The organism is Shimazuella kribbensis DSM 45090 (genome assembly GCF_000428065.1).
GTDB lineage: Bacteria > Bacillota > Bacilli > Thermoactinomycetales > Thermoactinomycetaceae > Shimazuella > Shimazuella kribbensis.
On sequence record NZ_ATZF01000004.1, the window covers coordinates 106,632 to 122,187 of the forward strand.

General features: G+C 38.9%; 16 protein-coding genes and 2 pseudogenes. 10 read left to right on the forward strand and 8 right to left on the reverse strand.

What is annotated here, in order from left to right; translation table 11 throughout:
- Positions 1-694: 694 nt before the first annotated feature.
- Both A3GQ_RS23760 and A3GQ_RS0107975 read right to left on the reverse strand, forming a co-directional pair.
- Positions 695-1,252, reverse strand: coding sequence for a peroxiredoxin family protein (locus tag A3GQ_RS23760; protein WP_169818263.1), 558 nt, complete (start codon positions 1,250-1,252; stop codon positions 695-697).
- 66 nt (positions 1,253-1,318) lie between these two features.
- On the reverse strand, positions 1,319-1,975 hold the full coding sequence (locus tag A3GQ_RS0107975; protein ID WP_028776607.1) for a Crp/Fnr family transcriptional regulator: 657 nt from the start codon (positions 1,973-1,975) through the stop codon (positions 1,319-1,321).
- A 443-nt stretch (positions 1,976-2,418) separates the two neighbouring features.
- Here A3GQ_RS0107975 and A3GQ_RS0107980 point away from each other — a divergent pair, with 443 nt between their 5' ends.
- On the forward strand, positions 2,419-2,889 hold the full coding sequence (locus tag A3GQ_RS0107980; RefSeq protein WP_028776608.1) for a hypothetical protein: 471 nt from the start codon (positions 2,419-2,421) through the stop codon (positions 2,887-2,889).
- A gap of 321 nt (positions 2,890-3,210) precedes the next feature.
- Here A3GQ_RS0107980 and A3GQ_RS0107985 read toward each other — a convergent pair whose 3' ends face one another.
- The 3 genes from A3GQ_RS0107985 to A3GQ_RS28490 all read right to left on the reverse strand — a co-directional run bounded on the left by A3GQ_RS0107985 (position 3,211) and on the right by A3GQ_RS28490 (position 4,656).
- Positions 3,211-3,717: a hypothetical protein gene (locus A3GQ_RS0107985; RefSeq protein WP_028776609.1), complete on the reverse strand. Its 507-nt coding sequence runs from the start codon at positions 3,715-3,717 to the stop codon at positions 3,211-3,213.
- Between the two features lie 198 nt (positions 3,718-3,915).
- Positions 3,916-4,443: a hypothetical protein gene (locus A3GQ_RS0107990; RefSeq protein ID WP_028776610.1), complete on the reverse strand. Its 528-nt coding sequence runs from the start codon at positions 4,441-4,443 to the stop codon at positions 3,916-3,918.
- Positions 4,444-4,515: 72 nt separating this feature from the next.
- Complete coding sequence (locus tag A3GQ_RS28490) at positions 4,516-4,656, reverse strand: transposase (RefSeq protein WP_083964155.1); 141 nt, start codon at positions 4,654-4,656, stop codon at positions 4,516-4,518.
- A gap of 307 nt (positions 4,657-4,963) precedes the next feature.
- Here A3GQ_RS28490 and A3GQ_RS27995 point away from each other — a divergent pair.
- Positions 4,964-5,065: pseudogene (locus A3GQ_RS27995) on the forward strand (IS3 family transposase); the annotation flags it as partial.
- An 82-nt stretch (positions 5,066-5,147) separates the two neighbouring features.
- Here the strand turns inward: A3GQ_RS27995 and A3GQ_RS0107995 are convergent.
- Positions 5,148-6,464: a helix-turn-helix transcriptional regulator gene (locus A3GQ_RS0107995; RefSeq protein ID WP_028776611.1), complete on the reverse strand. Its 1,317-nt coding sequence runs from the start codon at positions 6,462-6,464 to the stop codon at positions 5,148-5,150.
- Between the two features lie 189 nt (positions 6,465-6,653).
- Between A3GQ_RS0107995 and A3GQ_RS0108000 the strand changes: the two genes are divergently transcribed.
- Entirely contained in the window at positions 6,654-6,980 is a 327-nt protein-coding gene (locus tag A3GQ_RS0108000) for a hypothetical protein (protein ID WP_028776612.1), read from the forward strand.
- 5 nt (positions 6,981-6,985) lie between these two features.
- Here A3GQ_RS0108000 and A3GQ_RS23765 read toward each other — a convergent pair.
- Positions 6,986-7,258, reverse strand: a pseudogene (locus A3GQ_RS23765) (DoxX family protein); the annotation flags it as partial.
- Between the two features lie 204 nt (positions 7,259-7,462).
- On the opposite strand from A3GQ_RS23765, the gene A3GQ_RS0108010 reads away from it, so the two are divergent.
- The 7 genes from A3GQ_RS0108010 (at position 7,463) to A3GQ_RS25625 (ending at position 14,424) form a co-directional block, all read left to right on the forward strand.
- Entirely contained in the window at positions 7,463-7,900 is a 438-nt protein-coding gene (locus A3GQ_RS0108010) for a hypothetical protein (protein ID WP_028776613.1), read from the forward strand.
- Between the two features lie 679 nt (positions 7,901-8,579).
- Positions 8,580-9,113, forward strand: a complete 534-nt coding sequence (locus A3GQ_RS0108015) for a DUF4309 domain-containing protein (protein ID WP_028776614.1) — start codon at positions 8,580-8,582, stop codon at positions 9,111-9,113.
- 716 nt (positions 9,114-9,829) lie between these two features.
- Complete coding sequence (locus tag A3GQ_RS0108025) at positions 9,830-10,072, forward strand: DUF1146 family protein (protein WP_028776615.1); 243 nt, start codon at positions 9,830-9,832, stop codon at positions 10,070-10,072.
- A 69-nt stretch (positions 10,073-10,141) separates the two neighbouring features.
- A complete protein-coding gene (locus tag A3GQ_RS25620; RefSeq protein WP_028776616.1) occupies positions 10,142-10,855 on the forward strand; it encodes a YwmB family TATA-box binding protein in 714 nt (237 codons plus the stop codon).
- Between the two features lie 21 nt (positions 10,856-10,876).
- On the forward strand, positions 10,877-12,172 hold the full coding sequence (gene murA, locus A3GQ_RS0108035; RefSeq protein WP_028776617.1) for a UDP-N-acetylglucosamine 1-carboxyvinyltransferase: 1,296 nt from the start codon (positions 10,877-10,879) through the stop codon (positions 12,170-12,172).
- Between the two features lie 502 nt (positions 12,173-12,674).
- Complete coding sequence (gene spoIID, locus A3GQ_RS0108045) at positions 12,675-13,670, forward strand: stage II sporulation protein D (RefSeq protein WP_245596753.1); 996 nt, start codon at positions 12,675-12,677, stop codon at positions 13,668-13,670.
- Positions 13,671-14,232: 562 nt separating this feature from the next.
- Positions 14,233-14,424 (forward strand): hypothetical protein, encoded by a 192-nt coding sequence (locus A3GQ_RS25625; protein ID WP_028776620.1) that lies wholly within the window; start codon positions 14,233-14,235, stop codon positions 14,422-14,424.
- Between the two features lie 85 nt (positions 14,425-14,509).
- On the opposite strand, the gene splB is transcribed toward A3GQ_RS25625, so the two are convergent.
- Entirely contained in the window at positions 14,510-15,529 is a 1,020-nt protein-coding gene (gene splB, locus A3GQ_RS0108065; RefSeq protein WP_051271390.1) for a spore photoproduct lyase, read from the reverse strand.
- Positions 15,530-15,556 lie beyond the last annotated feature (27 nt).

Below are 15,556 nucleotides of genomic sequence, written 5' to 3' on the forward strand. Positions count from 1 at the left end.
TTAAGAGAGGTTTTCACTGACAATTGCAAAATCGGGGAATTTATATAGGATGTTCGATAAAGGTTGTTATGCTATGAATAGATCATTTTATATGTTATTTAATTTTATTATTTTTTACGATGCGCCTTTTTAAAGTGTAAACCTTCTGTATGACAAGTTATATTAATAAAAAATCCCCTCCATTTATTTGGAAGAGGATTCTTATTATATATGGTAGATCATTATAGGCGGGGGTGCAGCTAGGAGCTGCACCGTCTGCCTCAATTGTATTGTGATTGGTCATCGCGAACAACCAATGTACACAAGCCAAAATGAGTCAGACATCCCAATCAATTGGCCTCGACAGAAGTACGGGGACGTCATTCCGTCAATCCGTCGAGCAACCAGCTAATCGGGTGGTGGCCGGCCCTAGACCGGCTGAAGTAAACGCATCGTATCCTGCTTTCTTTCGCTCGCTTTTCCTTGGGACCAGGAATAGGTACCTAAGGCGGATGAGAATGCAGGGTCACTGCGGATCCTTGTCTCTCGTTGGGCGGAGTTCACTGTTAGTCATCTCGGCGTCAATGAAACAGGATTTCACGGCGGTGAACGAGGCAACGTTACCTTCCAAGTCGTCGGGTCTTTGCAGGCCTGTACCTGTATTATATATTCATTTGAAGAGAACGACAAGTAGGATAATTAAAAAAATAGACAATTATTTACGATATACAAACTCATCAATTATTTCGAAAGGGAGATGATCACTTACATGCTCATTGTAGTGGGCTGTATAAATGATTCCATGTTCATCAATCAAAAATTCAGCAGGAAGACGATTGAAGTTGGAACCTTCCTCGTGTACAAGTGAGAAACCGGCAGCTTCTGCTTTCGTGGTGAGAGCTTTCACTTTTTCTTCATCCTTAAGCAATGCATCCATTTTCTCTTTTGATGTTTCTACCGAGTATAGATCATAGATTTCTGCTTTTGGATCTGCTAGCAAAGGAAAAGGAGCTTGTTGTGTGCCTACATGAGCATGTACGTTTTCAACGGGTGATTCGAAAAGAGCAATGATTTCCAAACCTTGTTTGTTCCATTCTGGGAATCGATTGATGAGTTGATGTACATGTAGATTGCATAGTGCACAAGCAGCATTGCGAAAAAATGCAACAAGTACTTTTTTTCCACGTGTATTCTCTAGAGAAATGGTTTGTCCGTTCTGATCTACACCATGAAATGTTGGTGCGAGGTCTCCGTTTTGTAAGTTTTTTATCAATTGGCTCATCTCCTAATAGGAAGTTATATTGCTATATTAGTTGGTGGAGAGATTTTCTTCTGTGACCTAGTCACATAAATCTTCTAATTTTTTTCTATGTATTATTTTTATTTGTCCACGACCTGTTTCTATCCAACCTGCCTTACGAAAACGTTGTAAGGTTCTACTTGCCACTTCTCTAGCAGTATGGATTTCCAATGCAAGTTCTTGATGGGTAAGAGTGACAAGCGGGTGTTGCTCTGTACTTCTATTTAATAATAATTTGGCAATGCGCTCTTCAACCGGCTCTTCATGTCGATGGTGTAAGTGTTCACTCATACGAAGCATGCCTGTAAATAGTCCGCCAAAAACGGTTTGACGTATGGGAGGATGATGCAGCAGCCAAGTAAGAAAACTGCTTTTTTGTACATATAAAACGACTACATCACTGATCGATAAAATAGAGCCCGGATAATCCCTGCTACTTAATCCGCTTAACGTTAAAAATCCGCAAACTTCTCCCGCAGATAATGTATTGCATGCCAATTCTTCTCCATTTTCTTTTATTAATGTAATTTGGGCTGTTCCACTTAGTAGAAACATGCTATAGACTTCAGCATCTTTTTGTTCAAAAAAGCAGGTTCTAGCTGGATATTTTCGGATGTTTGGTTTGGCCATTTCCCATTCTTGTGCACTCAAACAACGGAAGCTTGGGAAAACGTTAAGTAGATCGGTATGTTTCATAATAGCAAGACCCCCTTATTCTGTTGTCATTTTACTATAGAAGAGAGAATGGGTTTTCAGTATATACGGGCCAAGATAAAAGGGATTTCACGTGGTACGCTCGCGCGTCTGGTCTAGAGCTTACAACGCGGTGTAACTTCTCACCGATATAATGGAGCGCTACACCGTCATCGGCTGCGTAACCGATTTTGAAAGGGGATATTTTTTAAGTGTTGAAATTGCATATGTTTAAGGAATTCAAGACTTATTAACACTTGTTGAGGATTTATAACTAGTACAGATAGATACTTATCATATAGTTGAAACACATTCATGCACCACCTTAAAAATCTTAATTATATAAAGATAAGTCCCTATATCTAAGGAAAATTCACAATAGAAATGTTTCTACTAATAGGCAAATCTTATATAATGTACATACCTACAAGCCTAGGGAGGCTACCGTGAGTGACTTCAGGTCCCTGCTCCACCTGACGAGCGCGAGCGCCGCTAATGCGGTGTCCACGATCGATCTGTTCAACAAGTACCTCGAGTCGAAACTGGCTCTCGAACTCGAACTCAATATGCGGCAGGCCATCTGGTTGCTTGGCGATTTGGTTCGAGGTTATCTGCTCCCCAAGGGGGTCGAGCAGATGAAGGTCGAGCCGGGAGCTGAGGCTCAAACCTGGCCCTGGGTCGATGGATTTCGCAACGACATCAAGAAGGTAAGGGATCTATACGAACCACTCTCCCAGTTCAAGGGTCGGGCCCCGTTCTGGCCAACTATCTCGGGAACCCTCACCGCGCTCATGAAGTACGAGAAGCCCCATCTGTTGGTGTCACGCGCTCCGTGCATTATAGGAGAAAATAAGCCACATCTTTACAAAATCAAACTTTTATCAAAACTGCTTCTGCAATACAAAGTACCTCTATAGAAATCAGGATTACGCAAAATAATCCCATCGTCTTTTCTTCAACTTTGTGATTCCTGAAATAATGCTCTACTTTGTCCCCATTCAGATTTTCATGAATCTTACATAGATTAATTAATAATTCCACTTGAGCAAATTCATAATAGAAATATCCAGCCACAGTCATGAGACACAAAGAAGCTGTTTGACTTCATCGAGCGAGACACTCGCCCAGGTTTTTCTATATACTAAAAAAGTGGAATTTTCATATATTTGAGGTGGAGTACATTAAAAAGTCAACCTCTGTGACCTCTCATACTTCTATTCTTCTACCTATTAGTTCTATCACCATAACGCCCACTCTAATTGTTGATGTAAAATCTCTAAATGTGTATAATCCCCGTGTTTTATAATTGTTTTTTCGTCTGTAGTATCAAAAATGGTAGGGTATTGTTTCGCTTCTGTCTGGTTATATCGTTGCCACATCCACGATATATCTTCCATTAAATGTGGAATATGGGCAGAAAACATAATCCCGCTCATATTCACACCAATCGTTTGATTTTCTAAGTGATCGACGTTTTTCCCCTCTTCTTCCATTTGCCACATGTCTGTAAAGAACGAAATAGAGTTAGTCGGGAATCCTAACACATGCCCAAGATTGCGGACGTATTCTGTTGAATTTATTTGTACACCTTCCATAAGATTTATATAATCTTGTTTTTCTTTTTCCGAGTGGAAAAATAGGTACCCATCACCTAAAATATTGTGTGGATAAACATAGGGATAACCAGCAGCTAATAAGCGGTCTAACCACGGTTTTAACCTTGGATTCCCTTTTGGCTCGTGCAAGTTGGTTTATAACCAAATAGAAATGCGTCTTCTGGCCTGATTTCGGTAAATTTCATTGAATCACCTCTATAAAAAGGAGAGTAGGCTAGCGAGTAAAAGTAGTACAGTTGCGAACCATTCAGAGCACCTTCAGGGGCTGGTCAGTAATAAAGGCTTTCAGCCGCAGAGCAAACCACCCGTGTGAACGGGTGGTTGTGATTATGCAATTATTTGTTGTTGCTGAATACGTTTTATTTCGTTTAGTCGCTCGATATCGTATCTTATTACAGGGTAAAGACTTGTATTAACCATTATTTTCATATCTTCCTGTTCTGTGTAGCGATCCCATAACCATATAGCGTTTTCTACCAAATCATCTACATGACTAACGCAACGGATACCTGCATAGTGAATAGCTAGTCTGTATGATTCCAAGCTTGTTCGACTCATACAGGTAGCAAAAAAGCGTGCAGCAGCCGGAGGATATCCCAGTGTTACCCCTAATAGCTTATGAAATTCGGGAGAACGGGGTTTGACATTTTTCAGCTTGTCCAGAAACTCATTTTTTAGTTCATTGTTTTGGAAGAAAAGAAAGTAATCATCATCTGAAATATCTATACCGTTTGTCACATAAGGGTAACGCTTAAGCTTGTCTATATACTTCATAGTGGTGGGGCATCCAGTATTACCATAATGAGCAGGTTTCATCCCCAATAAAAAAGCGTCAACATCAACTAATCTAGCCATAATAACACCTCTATATATTGAATAAGGAACTACCCACAAAAGATAGTTCCTTATTATAACCAATTTTCCTCTTTATCTTTTTAGTTTGTTACCACGGGAATCGAAAAAGTCCCCACAATCTTGGCAACCATAGTTTCCATCTTCTGTTTTCACTACTTTATCCGTTTTTCCACAGTTTGGACATTTTGGCTGCTCATTTTTACCCCACCTTATTAGGAATTATTTATATTGAATCTAACAATAGTTTATTGAATAAATAAAATAGTGGCAATATCAATATTTTCTGATTATTATACGGTATATTAATGGGATAATTGGATATTTTACAATAAAAAGGGAAATCAACAGTAAATGCGATATGTTTTTACTGTAGTTTACTTTATGTTTTTTCTATATAATAATAGCTTTTTTTCTTCTGATGTTTTGTAGAATCCGTGTTTCTCATGAAATCAATAGCCGATTTCTTTGGGTTATTGAAACAAGAGAGATGCATTATGATGTGAAATACACAATGTAAGAGGATTTGAAAATAGCTATTGAAAATTATATCCATTACTACAACAACAAACGGATAAAACAAAAACTGGAAGGAATGAGCCCTATCCAATACAGGATACATTCCAACCAGTTTGCTGCTTTATTCTTAGTCCAACTTTTGGGGTTCAGTATAAAAAGGAGTTTTTCAGTGTGTATCAGGTTCTCCTCTAGTTGGCATTTTTAATCTCTCCTTTCCTCCATTTTTCCCATATCATTCCTTGGTAGTGATCTAATTTATCTTTATTTCCTATATTAATATAAAATTCACACATTATCATGCACATGTCAAATGTAATATTTTTTTCGGGCATGTTTTCCATAACTTTATTAATTTTGTTGAACGTGTTTTCGAAATCTTGTTTCTTACCTAGATAACTCTGTAATTTTCCTAACTCAATGTAAGCATTTAGTTTGTCTTGTTCTTCATTGGATTTCTCTAAATATTGACATGCATGAATCAACATTTCCTCAGCTTCAGCATATACTTCGGTTCTTATTAACAGTTTACCCAATCTAAAATAAGTATCTCCAACAATAATACTGTTATCGGAAACAAAAGAAACGAGATCTAACGCCTTATAATATCGCTGTTTAGCTTCTTCAGTCTGTCCAATCTCGGTTAAAATGTTTCCTAGTGTCGACCAAACCGAGAATAAACGTCTATACTGTTTGTTATTCCAAGCTATTTGGAGTGCCTCGCGACCATATTTTAGCGCCTTCCGTGGCATTCCTAGACTCAATAATAAATTAGCGTATCGCTCATACGCTTGAATTGTTACAGCTATGTTTGACTTAACTTTATCAACCATTCTCAATAAATGTTTTAATGGGACACACGCATCCTCTATTTTATCTAGAATTTCTAAGTATATTGCTAAATTTAAGTATAAGTACGGTCGGTAATGTTGTCGTTTCCCTTTTTTATCAAATACCTTTATCGCATTTTCCGTTAGTTGCTGTGCCTCTTCGTACTTATTTTTATGAAATGCAATTATACCTAATTCATGGAAGCAAATAGACGGTATATTAGAATCTAATAAACTGGGACATTGGTCTACATCTTGTAATGTTTTTTCTAATAAGTCCTTTGCTTTTGTGTAATTCTTCTGCTCGTAATGAATCCTACCACGCAAAAAAGTAGCGAAAACGCTTGCATCACGAAACATATGTAAATCTTCGATCTTATCTAGGCGTTTTTGTGCTGTATTTGGTACTGCGTTTAAGATATCTTCGATGTGCAACAAGTCATTAAATATAGCTTGCTCTCTTACTTTGTTTTCATCTTCTAAAGCAAATAATTCTTCTGCTTTCCCTAGATACTTTGCATACATAATATACTTTTCATCAGCTACGTTCGGTAATCCTCGTTCCATTCCGCTAACTGTAGTAGTTCCTATTCCCATTTCGTCCGCTACTTCTTGTATGGTCTTCCCTTGAATTTTTCGCTCCTGTAATAAGATCGCTCCCACTAGATCTTTCCACATGATAATCATCCTTTACCGTAATAATAGTTGGAATATACCGTTTATTTCATTTATGTCAAACGAAAAGCTCAATTTTATACAGGAAATACGGTATAAGTAGGCAAAAATGTTGACCTTGTCCAAATACAATAAACAGAATAAACTTATAATACAGAAATTAAAAAATAATATCAATTGGAGGTGCTGGACATGTCATCAAGGTTGATTATTGAAGGAGAAAACAACAAAATACAAAGGTTGATCGAGAAGGTGCGGGCATCAAAACTATTTCGTTTTTATCATAGTAGTAAATTTTTTATTAACAAACACGAGTCGAGATTAGAATATTATATCGACGAACAAAACCAATTAAAAGAAAGAGATAAGCGAGATATAACTACAGTAAATTTAAAAACAACGAATGGGAAACACATTACGATTGATTTACTCGACACCAAGGTCGTAGATATGGCATCAGGTACTACGCTAATTATTGGAAAAAACTTCGATATTTTCGCTGTACCCGAAGAAAAATAAAGACGTTAGAGCCGAGGCCCTAGCGCCTTTTTGATTATCCTGCATTTTTTACCAAGCAAACTCCCTAAGATGCGGCTTTGTGGTTTCAATGCCCATGAAGCGATATTGAGTGCAGTATAGAAAAGCGGGATGATAATATGAAATCCATAGTCACCATAATTGTTAGCAAACACATGAGATAATGCTGCACCAGTCATTAGAAAGAAGATACCAGCATAAGCCCATTCTTTAAGCCGGGGAAAACCTGGCACGATGAAGCGATGACTCCCTGCAAGCTCCTGAGGGAGCAGTGGTCGTCTGGATCAATTCATTCAGACGACCCTACTTTTACGCATAAAAAAGCGAGGGTTTCCCCGGATTTTGCCCTTTTTCCTCAGATTACCACTAGCATTGGGCTTCTTGCAGTTTTTTCTGTTTAATCAATATTGACTATAGTAATTAAAAAAGTTAAAATCTTCTCATATTCATTAGGAGGACAGGTTATGAAAAATCTCGTTATTATTTTATCCATTTTTTTATGTGTGCCGTTGATTGGTTGTACAAATTCAAATGGTGATTCTGTTTCTAAATCAAGTTCTAAACAAACAAGCTCAGATGTTGCTAGTATTCCAGAAATAAAAATAGGTGATGTTAAACCAACTGAAATGGATTCTGCTTATTCATCTAGTGCGGATTTAATAAAAATAAAACCAGATGCAAAGATAAGTGGTGATTGGAATTTTCAAATTGAAGGGGTGGGTAATGCCTCTTCAAAGGATTGTAGTCCAGATCTCAAATATTGTTTTGCTTACTTTAGTAGAGATAAACTAAAAATTGGTCAACAATATAAATTGATTGTTCAGTTTAACGGGAAAACAGATAATACTCCGATAAAACTATCAAAAGAAAAACAATTTACAGCCGAAAAGCCTCAGCAATAGATTAAATCTAGAGAATAACGATAATAAAGAAATTGGCAATAGGGTTTTATAATGATAGTGCAGTTTTGTTATCTCTTATAAAAATCCAGTTACATGTAAAAATGAAGCAAATGAAAAAATCTTTGATATGGTGATTAAGAAAGTAGATGAACCCATTTTTTTATGGGTCACCGTACATACCCATCAACCTATGAGGCCTAGAACCAGCATCCGAACGATAAACCCTAATTTGCCCAATTAATGAAAAAGCGACTTGAGTGTGTCCATTAAAGACTCAAGTCGTTTTGTATATGTGAACGAAAGAACTTTATAAATTGGACTCCACTCATGGAGTGCGAGGTTGATACCAGCAAGAGAAGCCAGAGACGCATCATACTGGATTGATCCTCGGTCAGAAGATGTACAGACGACCGTCCTACCCAAGTCATGATTTTTCAATAAGATAAGAACTGTTCACATCAATTGAACCAGTTCTTTTTTTTATATAGTGCACTTAAGAAATATTCTATTATGATGGTGCAAAAATACTTATTCTCCTGAAAATAATAAGAATAAATGGTATTATTTTATATTTATATAATTATTAACATATATTTGTGAAAACAATGGGGATTATGACTAATGAATTGCATTTATAATAAATGCTGTAAGTTTCATTTACTTAAGAGGAGTAGTTAGGATGAACAAAAAAATAAATTTACTGATAGCAACAACTTTAACTGTGGGAACATTATTGGCAGGTGTAACACAAATTGGCGGTGCAAGTGCAGCTACTAATACCCCCACTGCCCAAGAAAAAAAATTATTGATTGAAACAAGAGATTTATCTAAAAAAGGAAAAGTAACGACAAGTGAAGAGTTTGGGATTGGCTCTACCCCAAAACAAATAGAGAAAAAATGGGGAAAAAAGGACGGAAACTCTGAAGATGCAGAATTAAAATACAGCAAACATCAAACCGTTTTTTATATCCCAAATGAAGATCCTAAACCGAAGGTATTCGCATTGGCAACTACGGATAAAAACTATCAATCTATAACACCTAATGAAGTGAAGCAAGTTTTGGGTAAACCTTCAGAGACCTATACATCACCAGAAGAATATGACCTTGAGTACATTTATGGAAAAAAACATCTGATATTTGCTTTTCATAAGGATAAAAAAGGGAAAATCGGAAAAGTAAAAGATGTATTGGTAATGGAATATCTTTCCTAGCTACAAGGGGTGTCGGGTAGATCAGGCTCCTTTTGGAGCCGTTTCCTCTAAGAGATTTTTCCCAACTGTTACCATGACTTTGAATTTTAAATATTAAATTGGATCTTCTATGAATTATTTTTAGTTGATTCCAGCAAAAGAGTTTCATGAAGAAGACAATTTCTTTTGACTATGTATAATTTAAAAAATACTTTATAGTGTTGAATGTACCATTCATAACGGACAACAATCTTCGATGATTGCTCCCAGTATAGATGCCTTTCTCTTGCAACATCCCCAATAATTTTCTCCAAATCCGCTCCAAAATCCCGACTTTCTCCCACTCTTTCAACCTTATTTCTTAGCTTGATGGCTATGGGTTCCCCCTCACTAGTGATATACTCTGTTCTAACATCTTATAATTTCTCCATTCCTGGTTGGCTATCGCTGGTCAGGCTTATTTATTTATCATCTAGTAACTCTAGAGTCTTCCTATTGTAATACAATCGGAGCATCTGTTTCTTTTAGAAATTACAAGATACTAACTCGCTGCCTTCTTTGAGATTCTCCATCATCATAACGTTAACCGCTACGCTTTCTATCATTTCTCCTATGTCTTCTATTGATGTAATATTGCTCCATTTCTCGAATAATCTCAAAAAATGTTTTGCGGTATTCCACTGTTTTGTGTACGATAGACATGTTGTGTGAACCGTGAACATAGGGGGGTGCATATCATGGAGCAAGCAACAGAACTTGGTGTTTCTGCACTCACAAACATCATTTTCTCTTTAACTTTGATTGCCTTTACATGGTGGGTACTACTTCGTGTTCGGATCGAAGCGATTTTGAAGATTAAAGAACCTTGGTTTGCGTTTATTGTCATGATGATGTTGTCGATCATCATTGGACATCAGTTGGCACTCTTTTTTATCAATTATTTAGATTGGTCAAGGGTCGTTGGTCAATTTCTTTTCTAGTTAAAATTGGTATAAACTCTGCCCTTCCCGTACAAAATGGATAGCAAATGGCTATAGGGAGAGTTTACGATGTTGCGTTGGATTGGTATTTTGCTTATGAGCAGTATTTTTTTGATGGGAAGTAGTCAAGCAGGGTCTGTTATACCACAAAGGCTTCTTTTCACCATAGACAAAATGGAGATTTCGCCCACAACTTATGTGGTTCATCATAGTGGTCGGATCGGGCGTTCGGTGTCTCCTTCACAAGCAGAACAAAACATGCGACAATGGGTAAATGAGCTTTCACTAGGAAAGATGGAAAAACGTGTCGATCAAGATGGTATTCGTTATGATGCTACAGGTATTTGGGATAATCTTAAGGTCTCTTTTCATATGATCATAGACCAACCTCATGCAAACATGTCGGAACCATACATAGCGATACAAGTTACTGGTCATGGGCGACCAAAAAAAGATTGGCCATTAGCGGCAGAACGAATCCAAAAATTCCTTTTCGAACAAGAGATTCCTACACATCTGCACTACTCTATACAGGGAAATATAGATCATTCATCAGATACATTAAAAGTAGCACATAATCTCATCAAACAATTACATGCAAAAGAAATAGAGGGAATGGAGACCAGTCAGACGGTGAGTATATCCGCATATTCACCTATGTTTTCAGAAGGCATTCAAACTCGAGGGGGAGAGATGAACCTCCAAGTAGCAACCCATCGCAATGTAAAAGATGGCAAGCTAGTCGTAACGATTGGTTCACCGATCATTACCGTAGAATATTAAAATCATCTGGGGGGAATACATGTGGAAAAGATTATTGTTCAAGGTGGTAACCGTTTGCAGGGGAGAGTAAAATTACATGGGGCTAAAAATGCAGTGCTCCCTTTGATTGCTGCTTCTATTTTGCCAGCAAGAGGAAGCATTACTATTTTAGATGTACCTATGCTTGATGATGTGAAAACTATTACGCAAATGTTGTCTCGGTTGGGGATTAAGACCGAACTCGGTGAAGATAGAGTACAGATTGATGCCCAAACATTTGAGACAACACAAGCTCCCTATGATTTGGTTCGGAAAATGAGAGCATCATTTCTGATCATGGGACCACTTTTGGCAAGAAAAAACCATGCACGTATCCCTCTGCCTGGTGGATGTGCAATTGGAAGCCGTCCAATTGACCAACATCTAAAAGGTCTAGAAGCAATGGGTGTTCAATTTGAAATCGAAGCAGGACATATCGAAGGCCGGGTAGAGGATCGTTTGCGTGGTGCTGACATTTATCTTGATTTCCCAAGTGTTGGTGCTACCCAAAACCTCATGATGGCAGCTAGCTTAGCTAAAGGCCGTACCGTTATCGAGAATGCAGCATGTGAACCTGAAATCGTAGACTTAGCTAATTTCCTCAATGCGATGGGCGCCAATGTTCGTGGGGCCGGTACCGATGAAATTCGGATCGATGGAGTAGATTTCTTACATGGAACGGAATACACCGTGATCACGGATCGTATCGAAGCTGGTACTTATATGGCTGCTGCAGCGATTACAAGAGGAGAAGTGTTTGTCGAAGGAGCAATTGCAGAGCATCTCACTCCTCTGATTGCAAAGCTTCGAGAAATGGGAGTACAGGTAATGGTGAGTGAGGATGGCATTTTGGTTCGGGCTGAAGGAGAACTAAAACCAATTGATGTCAAAACGCTTCCATATCCTGGTTTCCCAACCGATTTGCAGTCACAAGTAATGGCTCTGCAATTAACAGCTAGTGGTACTAGCCTGATGTCAGAGACGGTATTTGAGAATCGGTTTATGCATGTAGAAGAGCTGAAAAGAATGAGCGCACACATCAAAATCGATGGACGGACAGCAGTAATTGAAGGCGGTCATCCTTTATCTGGTGCTCAAGTCACATCCACTGACCTTCGTGCTGGGGCTGCCCTTATTTTAGCAGGCCTAGTAGCAGATGGTGTTACCGAAGTATCTGGCTTACATCATGTAGACCGTGGTTATGTAAATATTGTTGGTAAACTGAAAGCACTTGGTGCAAAGATCAATCGCATTTCTATTGATGAAGAAATTCCAGCAACAGAGCATTCTTTTGCATAATAGATACGATTAAAACCGCCCTTTTATGGGCGGTTTTTTTATATGGAAGATGGTGGGAATGAAGATAATCATATAAAATAGAAGAGTGTCCATAAATAGACAAAAAGAAGGGCATAAACGTGAGTTTCTTTGGTTTCTTCGGGTATTTCCTTGCTAAATTGCAAATGGAGCAGGGTTCTGATGCACAAGAGAACAGGAAGGGATAGAAAGAATATACCTGCTCCCAGAACAAGGCGTTTGCTGTTCTCATGAGTTGCATCGTCCTTCTCTGCTTCATCGCTTGGTGCTTGACTGAGGCGCTCCAAAAGTAATTGGAGTCTTTCTTGCTTGTGTGGACTTTTGAAGTTCACACAAGCAAGAATAAATATAGAAATAGCTCACCGATTGATGTTCACATAGATGAAAACTAGAGTATAGGAAAACAATCTTGATCGTTTTTGCTGTTCTAATCTACTAACCCTTCTAATAGGATAAGAGAAAGATCCTATTGGGAGGTTTTTTTTTGTCCTACCACTACAAAATAGTTGGCTTACTGTGTTTTCTTTTGGTGTTATTGCCTTGCATGGTGGTGTTAATTCCAATGGTATTAGTAGATTTTCAAGAAGCAGCCGGGAAAGTGGATGCATTATCTTCTCCGATGAATGATTCATCTGCTGATACAGATATTTATATAAACGTGAAGTTATCCAATCCCAAAAAGACGATTCGCATACCTTTAGAAGATTATATACGTGGAGTGGTCGCATCTGAGATGCCGGCTGAGTTTGAAAAGGAGTCTCTTCGAGCACAAGCGATGGCAGCCCGTACTTATATCTACAGTCGAGTGAAAAATAAGGAAGCAACCGTAACGGATACCGTGAAAGATCAAGTATATGCAACAGATGAGAAGTTAAAAGAGAGATGGGGAAGAACCTTTGACAAAAATATAGCAAAAGTGAGTGGTGCAGTCGTTTCTACCAAGGGGAAAATCATAACGTTTCATGGCAAACCTATTTATGCAGCTTTTTTTTCTACAAGTAATGGGTATACGGAGAACTCAGAGGAGTATTTCAAACAACCATATCCTTACTTGCGAAGTGTCGCTTCTACATGGGACAAACAATCTCCTAAATTTACGCGTAGCAAGACGATGTCTGTTGCATCCATTATCAAAGAATTGGAGAAACAGACACGCAAGCAAATAGCAGTAACTGCATTTTCTAGTAGAAATGGAATAAAAATTTTAAAAAGAACGACTGGAAAACGAATTGCTCAAGTAAAAGTAGGCGATCGTATTTTTACAGGAAGAGAAATACGAGAAGTACTAGGGTTAGCTTCATCGGATTTTTCATGGACACAGAAAGACAATCAAATAACCTTTACTACTTACGGATTTGGTCACGGTGTCGGAATGAGTCAATGGGGCGCGAATTTATTGGCCAAACAAGGACGAGACGGGGAAGCCATTATCATGTATTACTATCGAGGTGTGGAAATTAAAAATATAAAAAAGACTTGAAATAGATTTGTAATTTTTTTATAATCAAACAGACTTTACTCAACTAAAGAGAAAGCCTCGTTTTCGTGGACATATATAAGCTGAACGCAACAGAGAATCGTGTCCGAGACGAAGAAGGCAACATTATCGAGCCCAATACCCACTTGCCTGCCTATGTAGACAAAGATGGTGTGCCTCGTCGTGTCCCTGAGAAGCGTGATAACACAGTCATCTATGTGACGCCTGATGTCATCGCTGCGATGGCACGCAGGAAGGAGTTGGGTGACAGGCCGGACTTGAGGGCGAGCATGAGGTAAGTCTTCAGGTGAAATTGACCTGCCATAGTGAGAACTATGGCAGGTCATCGTATTTTCCGATATATAAAGAAGGGTGTTTTTGCTCTAACAATAAAAAAAGTAGATGTAGGAGATAGACAAGAAAGGATTTCAATAGGGAATAGAAAAAATCAATGAGAAAGGTAATAAAGCTTTTCTTGATCGCAATTTTTATCAATAATTGTTGAAAGTTTCTTTTTTTTTGAGTATACTGATCTTAAATCAGAAACAACTCTCAGGAGGATTTCGTGGCCAAGCCCGATTCCAAGCCCGCCGTCGCCACCTTCAACGTCGGCACGATGAACAACTCCCAGATCGCCGCCGCCTTCGCCACCGACCGCTCGATGTCGTCGCGAGGCAAGGTCGTCGCCGGCACCTACGGGGGGAGCTCGAAGAAGCGTGTGGCGAACCAGACGAAGCGGCGCCGCGGCAAGAAGTAGTCCTCCGGGACACCTCAGGATGGGACTGGATCACGCAAGTGATCCGGGCTCATCCTGATCCTAATTTTACGGCTTTTTTATTAATCTACGTCAAATAACTGATTTCCGCCTGAGGAAAATACCGCTCCACTAACGACTTCATATGCACACGAATCGCCTCCATGTGCACATCTTGATACACATACTTCGTCCGGCCGTACCGCCCCCACTTCTTTTTCCGCTCTTCTTCATTCATTTCTAGTTTTGTTTTGGGATACCGTTTTTCAATAATATTTTTTGCCGTTTTCGTAAATCGGTGGGTAATGAGTTCAAAAGTCAGATCTTCGGCATGTGGCAATGTCTCATGCAGTTTGTGCATCAAGTCTGCATATTGATCTTCCCAGCCATCAAAAATCATGATTGGTGCAATAATAAAACCGAACGGATAACCAGCTCTGGCAATTTTTCCTGCTGCTTCGATGCGGTCAGCCAGAGGAGAGGTAGCTGGTTCAAAGTTTTTGACGACATAATCTGCATTTACGCTAAAACGAAATCGGGTATGTCCATTGTGTTTGGCATCGAGCAGGCTGTCTACATTGGCATACTTTGTTACAAAACGGAGTCTTCCAAGTTCTCGTTCCCCCATAAACTCGATTGCTTTTTTTAGGGAGCCTGTAATGTGTTCGATCCCTACAGGATCAGACGTACAAGCTGCTTCAAATCGGGTGATCTCTGGCTTTCTTTCTACCATATATTTATCTGCTGCTGCAAAAATATCATCAAGGTTGACATAGACTCGTACATAAGGCCTAGCGCCCATGGTTGTTTGCAGATAACAATAGTGGCAATGACCCATACAGCCTGTCGCTAATGGGATGGCGTATTCTGCTGAGGGCTTGGAAGTATCAAAAGTGAGCGTTTTTCGTATTCCAACGACCAACGTTCTCTTCGCGATGCGATATTTTTCTAGCTCTGTCTCACCTGGGAGCCCCGTGATACGGTTGTGAGAGGTTGTCATTTCTACTGGAATATCTGTTTGTTTGTATTTTTCGTATAGCTCTCGTCCAAGTGGATAGTCTAATGCCGCTGGTTCAAAGTATACCAAGTCAGGTGTGAAAGGTTTCATATGTATCTCCTGTTTCGTTTGTTTTAC

What these genes read in the sequence shown, in the direction of transcription:
- A3GQ_RS0107975 (WP_028776607.1), bottom strand. Translation starts at nt 1,975, where the DNA reads ATGAAACATACCGATCTACTTAACGTTTTCCCAAGCTTCCGTTGTTTG.
- A3GQ_RS0107990 (WP_028776610.1), bottom strand. Translation starts at nt 4,443, where the DNA reads ATGGCTAGATTAGTTGATGTTGACGCTTTTTTATTGGGGATGAAACCT.
- A3GQ_RS0107995 (WP_028776611.1), bottom strand. Translation starts at nt 6,464, where the DNA reads ATGTGGAAAGATCTAGTGGGAGCGATCTTATTACAGGAGCGAAAAATT.
- A3GQ_RS0108000 (WP_028776612.1), top strand. Translation starts at nt 6,654, where the DNA reads ATGTCATCAAGGTTGATTATTGAAGGAGAAAACAACAAAATACAAAGG.
- A3GQ_RS0108010 (WP_028776613.1), top strand. Translation starts at nt 7,463, where the DNA reads ATGAAAAATCTCGTTATTATTTTATCCATTTTTTTATGTGTGCCGTTG.
- A3GQ_RS0108015 (WP_028776614.1), top strand. Translation starts at nt 8,580, where the DNA reads ATGAACAAAAAAATAAATTTACTGATAGCAACAACTTTAACTGTGGGA.
- A3GQ_RS0108025 (WP_028776615.1), top strand. Translation starts at nt 9,830, where the DNA reads ATGGAGCAAGCAACAGAACTTGGTGTTTCTGCACTCACAAACATCATT.
- A3GQ_RS25620 (WP_028776616.1), top strand. Translation starts at nt 10,142, where the DNA reads ATGTTGCGTTGGATTGGTATTTTGCTTATGAGCAGTATTTTTTTGATG.
- splB (WP_051271390.1), bottom strand. Translation starts at nt 15,529, where the DNA reads ATGAAACCTTTCACACCTGACTTGGTATACTTTGAACCAGCGGCATTA.